We start from the raw sequence: 15,395 nt of genomic DNA on the forward strand, positions 1-15,395 counted from the left end.
AGGAGTTGATAGTATGTCTAAAAAGCGATTTACCACTTATGTAACAGAAGAAGCTTATGAAAAAATAAAAAAGTTATCTGACGATACGAGAGTGCCAATAGCCCAATATATGCAGGAAGCAATTGAAGATCTTTTAGAAAAATATGATAGGCTTTCTGAATAAGAATATTGAGTTAAGTTCTTTTTATATATTTTGGTTTTTTAACTTAATTAAAAAAATATATATTCTTCAATTTTGCTGGCTTGATGCAGCGGAGCTGACAGTTTAGTATGCTAATCATAATAAATTGATTCAGATTATTAGGTATTGCCCCGTATTAATACTTTTGCTAATTTATCTTAACTTTCTTATAAACCTTCACACATAATTTTAAAATATCATTTGATTATATTTTTTACTAAAAAAGTTATCCACAATATAATAAAAGGGTGTGTAGTTTTTGCATAATAGTATTATATAGATCTTTTTTATTTGCTTATTAATAAAAAAATTTAATTCTATTTATGAAGAAAAATTAGGCTTTGAAAAAGGTTACATTTTTAAGCTTTTTATTTTGCTTCAGGAAAAATTTATTTAGTAACATTTCATTTGAACAACCTTATTTCAGAATTGGAACTCAATTTCAGTCTATCTATAATAACTTCGGTGATCCAGGTAATAAAAACCTGAAAAAGTTTTGTCCTAAATGTAGCATAGATAGACCGGATGTTGGAATAAAATTTGATGATTAATAGTAATATTTCAGAAATGAACAACGATTAGAAATAAAAAGCTTACCAATTCCCCGACAAAAGAAAAACTTTTTGCGATTTGAAAGCCCTTATTAGTAAGAATATAAGGGTATAATTTATTTTTATTACATAAAAGTAAATAATATATATTTTAAAGAAAATAAAGGAAATATTTTTCTTTTCGTGAACTATAGTAATAACAAATTTAGTTAAGGAGATGATAATTAATGAAATCTACAGGTATTGTTAGAAAAATTGATGACCTTGGTAGGATGGTTATTCCAATTGAACTTAGAAAAACAATGAATATTAGTAAAAAGGATCCTATGGAGATTTTTGTTGATGGCGATAAGATAATTTTAAGTAAATATGAACCTGCTTGTATTTTTTGTAACAGTGCTGATGATGTTATTGAGTTTGAAGGAAGAACTATTTGTGGCAGCTGCAAAGAAAAAATAGCAGAAAAATAAAATAATAAAACCCTCAATAAATCTTGAGTTATAAAATCTTATCAAGATAATATTGGGGGTTTAATTAAATTAGAGTTATTTTAATTTATCCAGTTTTTTTTATTTTAAATACCATTATCTTCAATTTCATTCCACAACTTAATTATCTGTTCTTCCAGATTTGAAAGCTCAATTTCTTCTGCATATTTAAATTTTTTCCTATACCTATTCCAATGGTCTAAAATAATTTCACTTTTGAAAACTTCAATGAGTATTTCCTTACCATTTTTAATAGCCTTATAAGTCTTACGATTTTTAGAAGTTTCAGTTAAAGCAGCTGCTAATAATTCTGTATTTATCTTTTCTTTAAACTCCAAAGCTAAAATATAAACATCATAAAAATCACGCATTCTAGTATTTGTTTTTGATCTGCTAACAATAGTTTCTAATTTTTCCGCCAGTAGAGTTTCTAAATTATAAGATAAAATCTCAATTTTCTCATCTTCAAATAATAACTGATATCTGTAATTGATTTCAGATGGGGTGAGCTTATCTCCTGTTGTTAAATCTATTTTCAAAGGAATTCTTGCTTTACCCATTAATGCTAGTATAGTTAGTCTAAACCCTTTATACTCAGATTCTTCTCTTATACTATCTACCTGTTTTAGTTTGAATTCAATTCCATCTTCAGTTTTGGTTGAAAATATTTCTGTGAAAACTTCTGTAATATTGTCTTTGCTTAGGCTAAAAGATTTCATAGTTAGATCCATATCTACTGTACTTCTTGATTCAATACCTACTAGATCAGCAACCAGCATACCACCTTTAAGAATAAAATTATTTTTATAATCAGAATTAGCAATTTTTAATAATAATCGCTGCATCATGTAATTTCTTAAAAGCACCTGGCTATTAATTTTTTTTCTTTGGCCAAATTCTTAATTAAATCTTTTAATTGCATTAAGTTTTTCATACAAACATCTCCAAATATTTTCTTAAGACACTACTGATTTTTAACTCGTCTCCATAATCTAAAAGTAAATGAATATCCTTATCTTTACCAGTTAAATATTTTCTAATAGCTCCATTCACCGTTGAAATATTCATGTTATTGCGATCTTTTAAAATATCACAGATAGTTCTTTCTTTATTATATACTTTAATCTTCCTGCCGTAGATAGTTTCCTTTTCCATGACCCCTAATAAATGAAGTTCTTTTTTAACTGTGTGAACTTTGATATTCTCGTCTTTTAAATAAGGATTATGATAACCATACGGAACAGTTGCTGTATATTCTAGAGGATCTCTATCACTTAAATCATGTAGATAAAGAGCTGTTTCATGAGAATAAATTAACCTGGTATTTTTTTGCTGGATAATATACATTTCATCACTAAAAGTATCAGGAGTTGTATAAACTCCTCTTTTGATTCTCTCCAACTTATCTTCTTCTAAAAAAATCGATAAATATTCTCGAGGGATATTTTCTTCTTTCAATTCTTTAGTTAAAATAAGGCCGTCATTCTTTCTAATCAAATTATTTAAATCTTGACGATAATTCATCATACCACCTCTTTTACTAATATACTAATATTATATCTTATTTTAGTTTAAAAGTAAAAATAAATATATTTGCTAACATCTAAACCTCTGATTCTAAAGATTAATTGGATTATAGCTGATATTACTTCTTGCTTTATCAGAATTTAATTTCTCTATTTCAGTCTTAAATCTAATAGATTATTAAGAGATATCTTCTGCTGCTCACCTCCTTTTTCTAAGATAATTATTTCTTTTCGATTTGAATTAACTTTTTTGATCACCCCTGAGACTGTTTTAAATCTCTTATCTTCATAATACTTTATTTCTACCGGCAGATTATTTTGAACAGCCTGCTGCAGCTTATAGTTTATTTCTTCTTTTTCCTGGTCATCTAAAATTGGCTTTTCTCTGTCCTTTTCACTTTCCTTCAGTTCTTTTAACCGCTTTCTGTGTTCGATCAGCATCATAGCAGTCCATTTCTTGTTGCCTCTATCCTTCAGGTTCATATCTGTTCAGCTCCTTTCTCCCCTTTATTTTATCATACATGTGTTCGTTTTTCTATGTTATAATATCATATTTGGGTTATTTATACCTCATTCCATATTTATATTGACTATTGTAAAAATATTTAGTAAACTTATATTATAATTTAGTTTACAAAGTAAACTTAAGTAAACTATAGTATATTTAAAAATTAAAAGTTTTGACTACAAAAATTTAGTTTCGATGGAATATCATTAAAATAACCTGAGGAGGTATTATTATGTCAGAAACCTGGAGTGCTAAAGTAAGCAAGGAAACTAAAGAAAAGATTAATGAACTGGCTGATATGAGTGGTTTTGACAACCGAGGTGACTTTGTAGAGCACTTATTGGGACTTTACAATATCAATGCTGTTAAGGATGAGGTGCCTGAGTTAAGTGGTGATCTGTCCTCTCTTCAGACTATTACCAAAGAGATTACCAATATATTTACCGGTATGGGAGAAAAAATGGCTGTTGCTTTAAGGGAGAAAGATAATAATTACCTTCAGCAGCTGGCAGAGAAAGATGAAACAATAGAAGAATTAAAGAATGAATTTAATGAATTGGAAGAAAAGCGTCAGGAACTAAAAAAAGATTCTAAAGAAGAAAAGGATTTATTATCGGAAAGGATCTCTTCTCTTCAAGATGATTTAGAGGAATTAGAAAAGGACAATGAACAGCTGAAAAATTCTGTCGAAACTAAAGATGAACTGATATTTAATCTTAAAGAGCAAAAACAAGAACTGAAATATGAGATCCACCGCAAAGATGATCAGCTGGAAGAGTTGCCTAAAATGAAGGACCGTTTAAAAGAACTTGGATCGTCGTTAGAAAAACAGCAGAAAGAGAATGAAAAGCTGGAAAGTGAAATTAAGTCACTTAATAAACAGCTTGATGATAAAGATTCTGCTATGGAGAATATGAAGGAAAAACTAACTAACGAAAAAGAACGGGCGCTGTTAGAGCAGGAAAAAGAATTCCAAAAGCAGCTGCAGGATGTTAGAGATGAATATAATGAGAAGGTCCAGGTCCTTTTAGGCCGGCAAGAAAAAGGAGACAATTAAGGTGAAGCAGTTTTATATTAAAGCATATAATTCAGCTGTTAAGCATGGCAATAACCAGTTAAGAAAGATGGTCTGGGCGGAAAACAAGGACCAGGCTTATGACGAATTCTATAAGCAGTTTGTAAAACCAGGGACTGTTGACTCAAGCAATGTATATATCAGAAAAATCATAGAAGTTACTGATGAAAATAAAGACTCACTGGATGATTATTAATCTAATTATTTTTTAATTTGTCTTTAAAGGAGTTTTAATAGCCTGCTGATATTATTATAAATAGAATAAATGAAAAAATTTGATCCCCTTTTGAAGATGCACTAGAGGCAACTATTATATATATTTATGTGCTCGATAATTCCCTACTTTTTAACCCACTACCTTCCCTGGAGTGGGTTTTTTGTCTTTGTAACTAAATTCGTTAATTGCCTCTTTTGCGAAGATTAATATAAATGACATCTAAAAAGCCCCTGAATAAATTCAGAGGCTTAAATTTCTATATATTTTTATAATAACTCTTTTATCAAATCATAAATATCTATCTTTTACAATGGTCAATTATTCCTCTCAATAACTAAAGGTATATTTCCTTCTTTTTATCTTTCTATTTATTAATTATTGATTTTAATTCTTCCCAACCTAAATATTCTAAATGTGGTTTTAAATTTTCTCCTAAACCACTTAAGTTAAAGACTGCAGCTTCTGCTTTTTGATTATATGGTTTTAATTCAATAGCTATTTTTTCTGATTTAATTAATTGTTCTACAAACTCCACTAAATCTTTTCTATAATCAGGAAAGAAAAGTGCTTCACCGCCTTCACTACTTGTCCAGTTATCCTTATTAATATCTCCTTTATCCAATCTCCATCTGATCGAGTTATTGTCTGCTAAATAATCTGACCATTCTATTATAAGTTCTGGAGAACTATCTGGTATTTTTCGAATAACTATAGATTTCATTATCATTCTATCAAAAGTTTCTAAACTTTTTTCATCAGCCAAAATAAAATACATTTCTTTTTCATCTGTCATTGGATCTTCTTCTGTCCTAATAAACCAATCTCCTACACCTTCCTTTACTTGAGCTTGAGCAAAAAGGTTAATTGAAAATAACAAAACAATAGTGAGAAAAATAATAGGTAGGTATTTATTATAGATAATATTATCTTTTGAATATTTTTCCATAAAATCATCTCCTTTACTAATTAATTCAATATAAAGACTTTTTTCCCTTTATATTGAATAATTATTTTCCTTCAAATTGCTAAAATTTTGCTGATACCTGTTTTTTTATCTGGTTTTAATTTTAAGACCTGAAATTTATTATTTGAGTTAAGTTGGTTAGCATGATGAAATTGATTATTTTGATCCCTTTCTCCATAATATTCAACATCTTCTTTAGAATTTTAACATGCTACCTTATAAAACATTTAATTAGTCAAACTTCGTCTAACATCTAAAATACGAAGAATAACTGAGTTATACTAATCTAACCCAATTTAATAAAACTATTTATTAAACTCTCTCCATCGCAATTATTTATGTGTTTTCTAACTTTATTATAATATTTTTTAACTACTAAACTATTCGCATACTAATATTTGGATTATACCTGTAGACAAAACTAATTATAGTTTTAATTTAATACTGGTGTCAGTATTAGTACCAGTACCAATATTAGTACTAATTATTACTGTGAAGATAAACTTTAGAAATTAAATTCCCCATAATAAATATTCAGAATATTATAATATATATAGTTACGTAAATACGTATTCGCATACTGACATAAAAGCATAATTATTTATTTCAGAATATTATTACTTTTATCACCATTAATACCAATTATAATTTAAATGTCATCATCCATATTGAAATTAATCTTTGATCAAGTACTATAGATGACACTTGTTTTAATATTAAATTCAATATTAGTGTCAGTATTAGTACCAAAACTAGTTTAAGTACTAATTAACAATACCGAGTTTTCTTTTGATAATTAACTCAATATTGACTAATTATCTGAATATTACAAAATATGCAATAGCATAATTGCGTAATTACATATAAGCATATTAACGTAAATACATTTTTTATAATATTATAAAAAATGTATTTACGTAATCGCATATTTAAATAATTATGTATTAGCATAATAAAATCACCTGATTGTTCGCTGTTTTTAGGAAAATAGATAATATATACCTATAAAACAGAATTGTTTTCTGAATATTATAAAATATGTAATAGCATAAATACGTAGTTACGTAAGTACGTAAATAAATAATTACATAATAGCATATTAGCATAATTACGTAATTTAAGATAGTTTCTTCATTTTTTAGTTGTTTAATTATATCTTTTCATATTTTGCATTGTATTATTGCAAGTATTGATATAGTCTTTCTGATTTAAACTCTAAAAATGCACAGTTGCTTTCTTATCATTTAAGCTATCATTCTAAAATTTATAGCTGTAAAAACTGCTGTGATAGTGATAATACATGAAATATAAATTATTAAAAGAAAATTTATTTCATTTTAAGCAGGAAGTTTGTTGTCTGTATAGAATTAATATGATAGCATAAAAGATAAGATAAGATTGCATTTAGGAGGCTATAAAATGGCAAAAATAATTTCAATCGTAAATCAGAAGGGTGGAGTTGGCAAAACAACTACAACTCATAACCTTGGATATGCTTTATCTGAAGAAGGTAACAAGGTTTTATTAATTGACTTAGATCCACAGATGAATTTATCAACAACACTCGGGATAGACTGCTACGCTCAAAAGAATTCTATATTTGATGTATTGAATGATAAAGAACTTCCACTAAGCAGCATTATTAAAACTACCAAACATAAAAATTTAGATATTATTCCATCAGCATTTGAACTTACAGGTGCCGAACTTGAATTTGCTAGGAGAATCAGTTCTGCTTCTTTACTAGCCAGATCTTTTTCGAACTCACTTAAAGAGGACTATGACTTTATTTTAATTGACTGTCCACCATCTTTAGGAATATTAACTATTAATGCTTTAAGTGCTTCAAATTATGTTATCATTCCCATGCAGCCTGAGGTCTACGGTTTATATGGTATTGAAATGCTCTTATCAACCTATGAGGAAGTCCAGGAAGAGGTTAATCATGATTTAGAAATAATGGGTGTTCTAATAACCATGCATGATGCTCGACTATCCTTACATAAAGAAATGACAGAAAAAATTAATGAGTATTTCAAAAAGAAAGTTTTTAAAACTATTATTAAGACTAATACCACTTTAAAAGAAGCTCAGAGCAATAACCAGACTGTTTTTGAATATGATGGTAGAGCAAGAGGTGCTAAAAATTATATGAGTCTGGCTAAGGAGGTTATGGAGTATGTCGAAAAAGAAGAATAGGACTGGTAACTCTGGTGATCTAATAAAAAATATTGGAAAGAGATTAGGTGGAGAGAAAAGCAAAGATGATGAAAAGGAAAAAGATTCTTCTAAGAATGACGAAAGTAAAAATGATGTTAAATACTCTACAAATAAAAAAGAGACTGAATATGAATTTAGTCAAAATACAAAATTAAATGATTCAAATGATGAATCTTCAGAAGATAGTTGGTTTGATGAACAAGAACCGTATCGATCTTCATTTATAGTTAAGCCAAAAATGGAAACTAATTTTGAAGATTGTAAAAGAAAATTCAGAAGAGAATTAAGAATGAACCTGAGTAAACAAAATGCAATAGAATTAGGTTGGCTATTATTAAAAAAATTAAAAGATAGTGATTTTGAAAAAGTAAGAAAAACTTCTTCTCCTGATGATGATCTCGTTGAAGCTCTAAAAGAAGTTATCGAAGAATATTATTAAGTTGTTTGAATTTTATAAAATATTTAATTACGTAATTATGTAATGGCATATTTACGTAAATGCATAATTATGTAATTACATACAATTTTTTGACTAATCTATTTCTCAATTATAAGATTAGGCTGTATATTGATAACTTTCAGATTCTATATGGGGTGACAACTATAAATGAGTATTACATATCAAAGCCAAATTTTTCAGACAATCAAATCATTTGCAGGCGAGAAAAATATATTAGCAATACCAAAAAGTTTTATCCGTTTTTGTGACGAAAATCTCTATACTGGTCTTTTTCTATCTCAAATAATTTACTTATCGGATAAAGGGAGTAGAGAAGATGGATTTATCTATAAGTCAAACAAAGAATGGAAAAAAGATTATTTCTTAAGTGATTATGCTATTCGTCAGGCTAAAAAGTGCTTAGAAGATAAAGGAATTATTGAAACTAAACTGATCAAAGCTAACGGTGCTCCAACTACTCATTATAAGCTGAAAAAACAAAAATTCACTGAATTATTCATGAAATTTCTTCAAAATGAAGAGGATTCCTCAAATGGATTTGTTGAAATCAACGAAACCAGTGATAGCATGGAATCTTCGAAATCAACAAATGGATTTGAGACGGATATTCCCAGTGATAACATGGAATCGTTGAAATCAACAAATGGAATCGTTGAATCCAACGAAACATTAACAGAAATTACTACAGAAATTAATAATAATAAAAAAAATAATAAAAAAAGCCAGCTTGAAAAAATAAACCAGGAATTTCAAAAATCATTCTCTACCTCACTTAACCATATTCAGCTAGAAAAAATAAAAGAATACATGCTTAAGGGAGTATCTAAGAATCTTGTTTTAAAAACAATTGAACACTGTGGCCTTGGAGGACATAATCAATCTTTTTTCTTTAACCGCTTATCTATGCTTGTAGAAGATGAAATTTACACCGTTGATCAGCTAAAATCTGTTTTATCTCAGGGTAAGTCTTTAAAAAATAACTCTAGCAGCTCAAAAAAAGAAACTAAAGTCAAAAAGAAATCAAATGAATCTAATTACAAGTGGAAAGATTTTTTTATAGATCCTGATAAATACAAAGAATAACCAAACACTTCGATAATTTAAAACAAAACTCTACAATCATTCTTATGTGTTTATTTAATCCGACCAAAAAGGCTGAAAATCGATTTTAGAAGGGGTTATTGATGAGATATAGTTTATTACATAAAATAAAACAAGAGGTCTATAAGGGCTATAAATTCCCGCTACACACCACTTAATTAGCCATACTTGTTCTTTTGTTCACCCATGCAGTTTTCAAAAACATTTAATTTGGAGAATTTTATACTGCTAAACTTTTAAAGAATCTAGATTCAATTTTCCTGAGGGAGGTTAAACTATTTATATTGCTGAGCTTTACTTAGAAAATTATAGGATTTTTAAAGAGAAAACTAAAATAAAATTTAATTCTGAGATGAATGTTTTAATTGGACAAAACAATTCTGGTAAAACAACAATTATAAAGGCTCTTTCTATTCTATTTGATCAAAGTTCTAGTAAATCTATGACAATTAATGATTTTTCTAAAAATATAACTATTGAAGAACTTAAAGAAAAGCCCCCAGAAATTAAAATTAGTGCAGTTATAAAAGAATCAGATGATGAAGAAAAATATTCTGATGACTTGGTAACAGTTTCTGATTGGTTGGTTGATTTAGAGAGTCCGTATAAAGCAAAAATCAACTATCATTATTATTTACCAGAAAAAGAAATAGATAATTATATGGATAGTATAAAAGATATATCTGTAGAAGATCCTGATGAATATTGGAAGGAAATTGAAAGAAAATTTTTGAAAAAATATAAATATAAAAGATATGTAGGTAATCCTGAGCATAAAAATTCACTTGAGAGCTCAGATTTAAAAAAATTTGATTTTCAGTTTCTATCACCGATTAGAGATGTAGAGAGGGACTTATATACTGGTAGTAATACTCTTTTAAAAGAAATAATAGATTTTTTTATGGATTATGATATCAAGACTAATGATAAGTTATCTAATAAAGAAAAGGAAGAAAAAATTAAAAAAAATAAAAATAAATTTAGTGAAGGAACTAAACCCCTAATTAATCAACTTCATCAACGAATGAAAGCGGGCAAAAAAGAAATTCTTAAATATGCAGAAAGAACAGGAGCTTCCTTTGATGATTCTAAACCCGAGTTTGCTGGAAAAATTTTGGATACTGAACTTTATTCCGCTTTAAAATTAATGGTTGAAAATAAAACAGGTATTAAAATTCCAGCAGATCAAAATGGGCTGGGTTATAATAACTTGATTTATATTTCCTTATTACTCGCTAAGATGCAGAAAGATGCTTCAGGTGTATATCTCGGCAGTAATGCTAAAGTTTATTCTATTTTAGCAATAGAAGAACCAGAAGCACATCTTCATCCGAATATGCAGTATTTATTTTTGAAATTTTTAAATGACAATCAAAAAAATAAAGTAAGACAGACTTTTATTACTTCTCATTCTCCAAATATTACTGCTGCTGTTGATTTAGATAAACTTATAGTTATAAATAAGACCCAAAGACATGTTGCTATTTCCTATCCTGCAGAAGTTTTTGGTGAAGAAAAAGAAGATAAAGCTTCAAAAAAATATATTGAGCGATTTTTAGATGTTACAAAATCTGACATATTTTTTGCGGAAAGTATTATTTTTGTAGAAGGCATATCTGAGCAAATCTTAATTCCTGAGTTTGCAAAAATAATGGGTAAAGATTTAACGGATAAACATATTTCTATAATTAATTTAGGGGGCAGATATTTCAAACATTTTCTAAAATTATTTGATACTGAGAAAAACCCTAATGCACTTATTAAAAAGATTGCCTGTATTACTGATTTAGATCCTGTTAGAAAAAAAGATGAAAAGAATGCAAGGTGGAAAGCTTGTAATCCTTTTGCAGTTGATACTAATGAAAATTTCGAATATAAAGCTTGTTCTAATGATTTAGTTGGTAATTATGATGATGAAGAATATCATATTAGAGTTTTTTCTCAGAAAGAAAAAGAAAGTTCTACTTTTGAATATGATTTACTTTTAGCAAATCCTTTTAATCAGGATTTAATAACTGAATCAATGAGCAATAAAAATGAGGTTGGAACAATAATGGAATTAGCTGAAAAGGGATCTTCAATTGATAAAATCTTAGTTAAAATGAAAAGTAATTCGTTCAAAAAAGAACTGAAACAAGATATTTTCAATTCGGATTTGGATGATGTTGAGATAAAAAAGCATATTATAGCAGCTAGATACCTTGATTCAACCAGTAAAGCAGAGGCAGCACAAGAAATAGCTTTTAAATTAGTTGCAGATAATCTAAAAATTGAAATTCCTGAATATATAAAAGAGGCGATACGATGGATTTATCCAGAGCAGAAATCTTAGAAGATAGTGATCAGTTAATTGGGGTTGAAAAACATTTTAAACTTTGCGCTGGACCTGGAGCAGGTAAAACTAGATTTTTAGTTAACCATATTAAAAATATAATTGCTAATTCTAATAGATTAAAAAAGACTCGAAAAATAGCCTGTATAACATATACGAATATAGGAGTAGATACTTTATCAGAAAGGTTAGAAAATTCTCTTGATGATGTTGAAATTTCTACTATTCATAGTTTTTTATATATGAATGTGATTAAACCATTTGCCTGGTTACTGGAGGATGAATATAATCTCAATCTTGCAGAAATTGATGGCCATGAAGAATTTCTTCCCAGAATGGGTATAATTAAGGATTGGATATTTGAGACTGGCCAATATTATGGAAGTGATACTGATTTTACTCAAGTTCAAAAAGATATGAGAAGTATTATTTTGCGTTATGAAGATGATGATCCTAAATGGGAAATAAAACAACCTTGTAAATCTGCAATTAAATTTGAAACTATAATTGAATATAAAAAAATGTGTTGGCAGGAAGGTCTTCTTACTCATGATGATGTTCTATTTTTAAGTTACCAGCTAATAGAAAAATATCCGCGAGTAAGAGAAACCTTAAGAGCAAAGTTTCCATATATGTTTATTGATGAATTCCAAGATACTAATCCTGTACAGGCAGCAATAATAAATCTTTTAGCTAAAAAAGAAATAGTTGTTGGAGTTATTGGTGATACAGCACAGTCAATATTTTCTTTTACTGGAGCCAATGTAAAAAGCTTTATTAACTTTGATTTACAAGATATGATTTTATATAAACTGGAAAATAATCACCGAAGTACAGAAGAAATAATTAAAGTTTTAAATAATATTAGAAATAATGAAGATTTTAAACAAAGTAGTCCGGAGGAAACTAAAGGTCCTAAACCGGAAGTAATAGTTGGTGATTTTCATAAAGGTTATAAAATTTCAGAAAAATGTTTGGGTGATGAGGATTTTTATACTTTAAGTTATACCAATAGTATAGTAAACAGGATGAAATTAAATCTTGAAGATGATTATGATGTTGTAAGTGTAGAGAAGCTATTGGGGGAGGATGGATGTTATAACAGAAAACTTTTAATTGTAAATATTGTTAAAGCTATTGAAGTAGCAAGAGATAATAATTATCAGGATGCAATAAAATTTATTTTAAAAGCTTATAGAAAAAATAAAAATTTTAATGAGAAAGATGCTTTAAAGCTTCTCCATAAACTTATAAACAAGTATGCTGTGTTTAGTGAATTTACATTAAAAAAATTTTATAATAATTTTATCCATGGGAGTTATCAGACTGATGAATTTAGCAGTAAAATTGGAAGTAGAGGAAGGCCTCATGAGTTATATAATAATATAAATTATTTCGAATTGGCATTATCTTTTAAGTTAGATAATGATAATAGTTTTTATAGAACTATTCATAAAGCTAAAGGTGATGAATTTGAAAATATACTTTTAGTTATTCCATTTGATGAAAAAGATAAATTTATTAATTTTGTTGAAGAACCTAATTTGGTGGAAAAAGAATATCATCGTCTTTATTATGTGGCTTTGAGTAGGGCAAAGAAGAAATTGTTTGTTAATTTGCCTAAAATTAATGATGAAGAAGAAAGTTTATTATCTAAAATTGGTTTTGATATTCATGAATGAAAGAAGAAGTAAATTGCGATTCAAATAATTTGTAAAAATAAATAGTTCTACAGAAATTATTAATATAAGCTTTATTTTAAAAATTATAGACTTTTATATAAAAATTTTTTTGTGGGGATCATCTTTTTAATTTAAATGAGTGCTTATATTTAAAAGTTTAGTTTTATTTGCTTCAAATCTATATTTTATGAAATTATTAAAATTTTTTAGGGAGAAAATATATGAAGAATAAATTAAAAAAATATAAAAAAAATCCATGGTTAATAGCAATAATTGCACCAATAATAGTTTTTTTTATTATATCAGCCTTAAAATCATTTAAAGCTGATATAAATTTTGTTGAAGGTGTAAAATTTGTTTACTTTTCTTTATTTGATTTTGTTACATCTATTCTTTTATTTAAAGTAGCGGTATGGATTTATCTATTAACTTTTCTTGGAATATTAATTATAATTGAAATTATTTTGAGATTAAAAGAGTCATCAAAACCTTTATGGCTTGATTATAAGAGAGATTATGTTAACGGTATATGGTTTGAATGGAATTATATTAAGGAGTTTAATAAATATAAAATTAATAATTTAAAACCTATATGTTCAGATTGCCATTGTGAATTGTCAAAAGGAATAGATGACAGTAATTTAATAGATAAATATTATTTATATTGTCCTAGTTGTCAAAAAAGATTTGAAATGATAAATCAAAGGAAAATTAATGACGCTAAAAAAGTAATAGAAAGTAGGATAAAAAAAGGAAAATTTAAAGTTGCAAAAGAAGACGAATAAATTTATATTTAATAGCATATTTAGGTGGGATAATGCTTTTAAAAAGCAAGGTTCTAAACGTTCTATAAAAAATACAGAGACTAAACAAGAAGTAGTAGATTATATGAAAGATTTTATGGATGATAAAGTAGGCTCTATTAAAATTCATAAAAAAGATGGAAAATATCAAGAAGAAAGAACTTACCAAAGAAAAGATGATCCAACCTCTTCTAAAGGTTAAATGGAAAAAATAAAGATCTACTAGAAACATTGATTATTTAATTTTTAAAATTTAGTATTATCTCACCTGATTTAAAATATAAGTTTATTATATGGCGTTAGTAATTAAAGTCGGTAAATTGAGTTAGCTTATACTTGTTGTTATTTCAAAGATCTTATATAAATTAAAATAAAATAAATAAGTAAGTTAGTGATTACCGTTAGTATGAGCTAACGCCATATACTAACGCCAAATTTAACATGTTAAATTAGTATGTTAAATTTAAAACTTAAATTGCAATGATAAATTTACTAGAAATTAATCAGAAAAGAATTGTTTTGTGAAACTTTGAAAGTATTAAAAATTAATTTAAGGAGTGATATATTGACTGAAGAAAAAAAATCAAATATTAAAATTGATAAGATATTAATACAGCTTGCTTTTTCTCCTGCAAATAAAATTTTTAATTTCTTTTACAATCTAAACTTTTTAAATAATAATTACATCCCAAGACAAAACAAAAAATTCAAATTAAAATTAAAAATTAAAAATAAAAGTGATAAAATCTTTCCGGGAGGGGAAATCAAAAATATAAAGTTTAGAGGTGAAGGAATAGGAACTTTAACTCAAACAATAAAAAAAGATTTTAAAATAAAAAGTTTGAATCCTAAGGAAGAAACAACTATTTTGCTTGGTAAAAAATGTTCTCCCCTAAAAGGAATGGCATGGTTTGAGTGTGATGTTAAACCAATAAATGATAATCAGCAAATTAAAACCTATCAAAAAAATTTAGAAGATGAACTTTACGAAAGCTCTCCTAATGAGTGGGGGGACTTCTTTTTAATCAAAGGCGAAATGGAAAGACACCAAAAAAATACTAACAAATTAATAACCTTATTAACTCTATTAACTTTACTAGAAGGAGTTTTTGAATTAAAAAAAATATGGAATGGCTTTTTAAATATACTAAGTAATTTGTTTTAACTTATAGCCCAATTAGAACAACTTATTTTTGATCAGATAGTAGGGTATTAAATCTTCGCAAAAGAGCCGATAAGCGAAGTTAGATACCTTGCTGTATCAGTTAGATTTCAAAGGTTACTATT

At 27.3% G+C, this 15,395-nt stretch carries 16 protein-coding genes; 12 read left to right on the plus strand and 4 right to left on the minus strand.

Annotation, left to right across the window (positions count from 1 at the left end; translation table 11 throughout):
* Nucleotides 1-13 precede the first annotated feature (13 nt).
* Nucleotides 14-163 (plus strand): ribbon-helix-helix domain-containing protein, encoded by a 150-nt coding sequence (locus ACZ446_RS13925; protein WP_464394458.1) that lies wholly within the window; start codon nucleotides 14-16, stop codon nucleotides 161-163.
* Between the two features lie 796 nt (nucleotides 164-959).
* Nucleotides 960-1,202, plus strand: coding sequence for an AbrB/MazE/SpoVT family DNA-binding domain-containing protein (locus tag ACZ446_RS13930; protein ID WP_464394459.1), 243 nt, complete (start codon nucleotides 960-962; stop codon nucleotides 1,200-1,202).
* Nucleotides 1,203-1,306: 104 nt separating this feature from the next.
* Here the strand turns inward: ACZ446_RS13930 and ACZ446_RS13935 are convergent, their stop codons facing one another.
* The 3 genes from ACZ446_RS13935 to ACZ446_RS13945 all read right to left on the minus strand — a co-directional run bounded on the left by ACZ446_RS13935 (nucleotide 1,307) and on the right by ACZ446_RS13945 (nucleotide 3,229).
* Complete coding sequence (locus tag ACZ446_RS13935; protein ID WP_464394460.1) at nucleotides 1,307-2,086, minus strand: nucleotidyl transferase AbiEii/AbiGii toxin family protein; 780 nt, start codon at nucleotides 2,084-2,086, stop codon at nucleotides 1,307-1,309.
* 64 nt (nucleotides 2,087-2,150) lie between these two features.
* Entirely contained in the window at nucleotides 2,151-2,744 is a 594-nt protein-coding gene (locus ACZ446_RS13940; RefSeq protein ID WP_464394461.1) for a type IV toxin-antitoxin system AbiEi family antitoxin domain-containing protein, read from the minus strand.
* A gap of 152 nt (nucleotides 2,745-2,896) precedes the next feature.
* Complete coding sequence (locus ACZ446_RS13945) at nucleotides 2,897-3,229, minus strand: YolD-like family protein (RefSeq protein ID WP_464394414.1); 333 nt, start codon at nucleotides 3,227-3,229, stop codon at nucleotides 2,897-2,899.
* 257 nt (nucleotides 3,230-3,486) lie between these two features.
* Here ACZ446_RS13945 and ACZ446_RS13950 point away from each other — a divergent pair, with 257 nt between their 5' ends.
* Together ACZ446_RS13950 and ACZ446_RS13955 are read left to right on the plus strand one after the other, a co-directional pair.
* Nucleotides 3,487-4,311, plus strand: coding sequence for a hypothetical protein (locus ACZ446_RS13950; protein ID WP_464394415.1), 825 nt, complete (start codon nucleotides 3,487-3,489; stop codon nucleotides 4,309-4,311).
* Between the two features lies 1 nt (nucleotide 4,312).
* Nucleotides 4,313-4,525 carry a hypothetical protein gene (locus ACZ446_RS13955; RefSeq protein ID WP_464394416.1) on the plus strand — a complete coding sequence of 71 codons (213 nt, stop codon included), beginning with the start codon at nucleotides 4,313-4,315 and terminating at the stop codon, nucleotides 4,523-4,525.
* Nucleotides 4,526-4,910: 385 nt separating this feature from the next.
* Here ACZ446_RS13955 and ACZ446_RS13960 read toward each other — a convergent pair whose 3' ends face one another.
* The gene (locus ACZ446_RS13960; RefSeq protein ID WP_464394417.1) at nucleotides 4,911-5,492 is read right to left on the minus strand and encodes a hypothetical protein; all 582 of its coding nucleotides are present in this window, start codon (nucleotides 5,490-5,492) and stop codon (nucleotides 4,911-4,913) included.
* A 1,437-nt stretch (nucleotides 5,493-6,929) separates the two neighbouring features.
* Here ACZ446_RS13960 and ACZ446_RS13965 point away from each other — a divergent pair.
* The 8 genes from ACZ446_RS13965 (at nucleotide 6,930) to ACZ446_RS14000 (ending at nucleotide 15,273) form a co-directional block, all read left to right on the plus strand.
* Nucleotides 6,930-7,709, plus strand: a complete 780-nt coding sequence (locus tag ACZ446_RS13965) for a ParA family protein (protein ID WP_464394418.1) — start codon at nucleotides 6,930-6,932, stop codon at nucleotides 7,707-7,709.
* Entirely contained in the window at nucleotides 7,690-8,169 is a 480-nt protein-coding gene (locus ACZ446_RS13970; protein ID WP_464394419.1) for a hypothetical protein, read from the plus strand. Before ACZ446_RS13965 ends, ACZ446_RS13970 begins: the two co-directional genes overlap by 20 nt.
* A gap of 168 nt (nucleotides 8,170-8,337) precedes the next feature.
* A complete protein-coding gene (locus tag ACZ446_RS13975) occupies nucleotides 8,338-9,273 on the plus strand; it encodes a hypothetical protein (RefSeq protein ID WP_464394420.1) in 936 nt (311 codons plus the stop codon).
* A 301-nt stretch (nucleotides 9,274-9,574) separates the two neighbouring features.
* Nucleotides 9,575-11,623, plus strand: a complete 2,049-nt coding sequence (locus tag ACZ446_RS13980) for an ATP-dependent nuclease (RefSeq protein ID WP_464394463.1) — start codon at nucleotides 9,575-9,577, stop codon at nucleotides 11,621-11,623.
* On the plus strand, nucleotides 11,596-13,305 hold the full coding sequence (locus ACZ446_RS13985; protein WP_464394421.1) for a UvrD-helicase domain-containing protein: 1,710 nt from the start codon (nucleotides 11,596-11,598) through the stop codon (nucleotides 13,303-13,305). The genes ACZ446_RS13980 and ACZ446_RS13985 overlap by 28 nt, the downstream gene beginning before the upstream one ends.
* A gap of 221 nt (nucleotides 13,306-13,526) precedes the next feature.
* Nucleotides 13,527-14,090, plus strand: a complete 564-nt coding sequence (locus ACZ446_RS13990) for a hypothetical protein (protein WP_464394422.1) — start codon at nucleotides 13,527-13,529, stop codon at nucleotides 14,088-14,090.
* Entirely contained in the window at nucleotides 14,071-14,310 is a 240-nt protein-coding gene (locus ACZ446_RS13995; protein ID WP_464394423.1) for a DUF2188 domain-containing protein, read from the plus strand. Before ACZ446_RS13990 ends, ACZ446_RS13995 begins: the two co-directional genes overlap by 20 nt.
* A 363-nt stretch (nucleotides 14,311-14,673) precedes the next feature.
* Entirely contained in the window at nucleotides 14,674-15,273 is a 600-nt protein-coding gene (locus tag ACZ446_RS14000) for a hypothetical protein (protein ID WP_464394424.1), read from the plus strand.
* The last annotated feature ends 122 nt before the right edge of the window (nucleotides 15,274-15,395 follow it).

This window comes from Halanaerobium sehlinense, assembly GCF_055379485.1.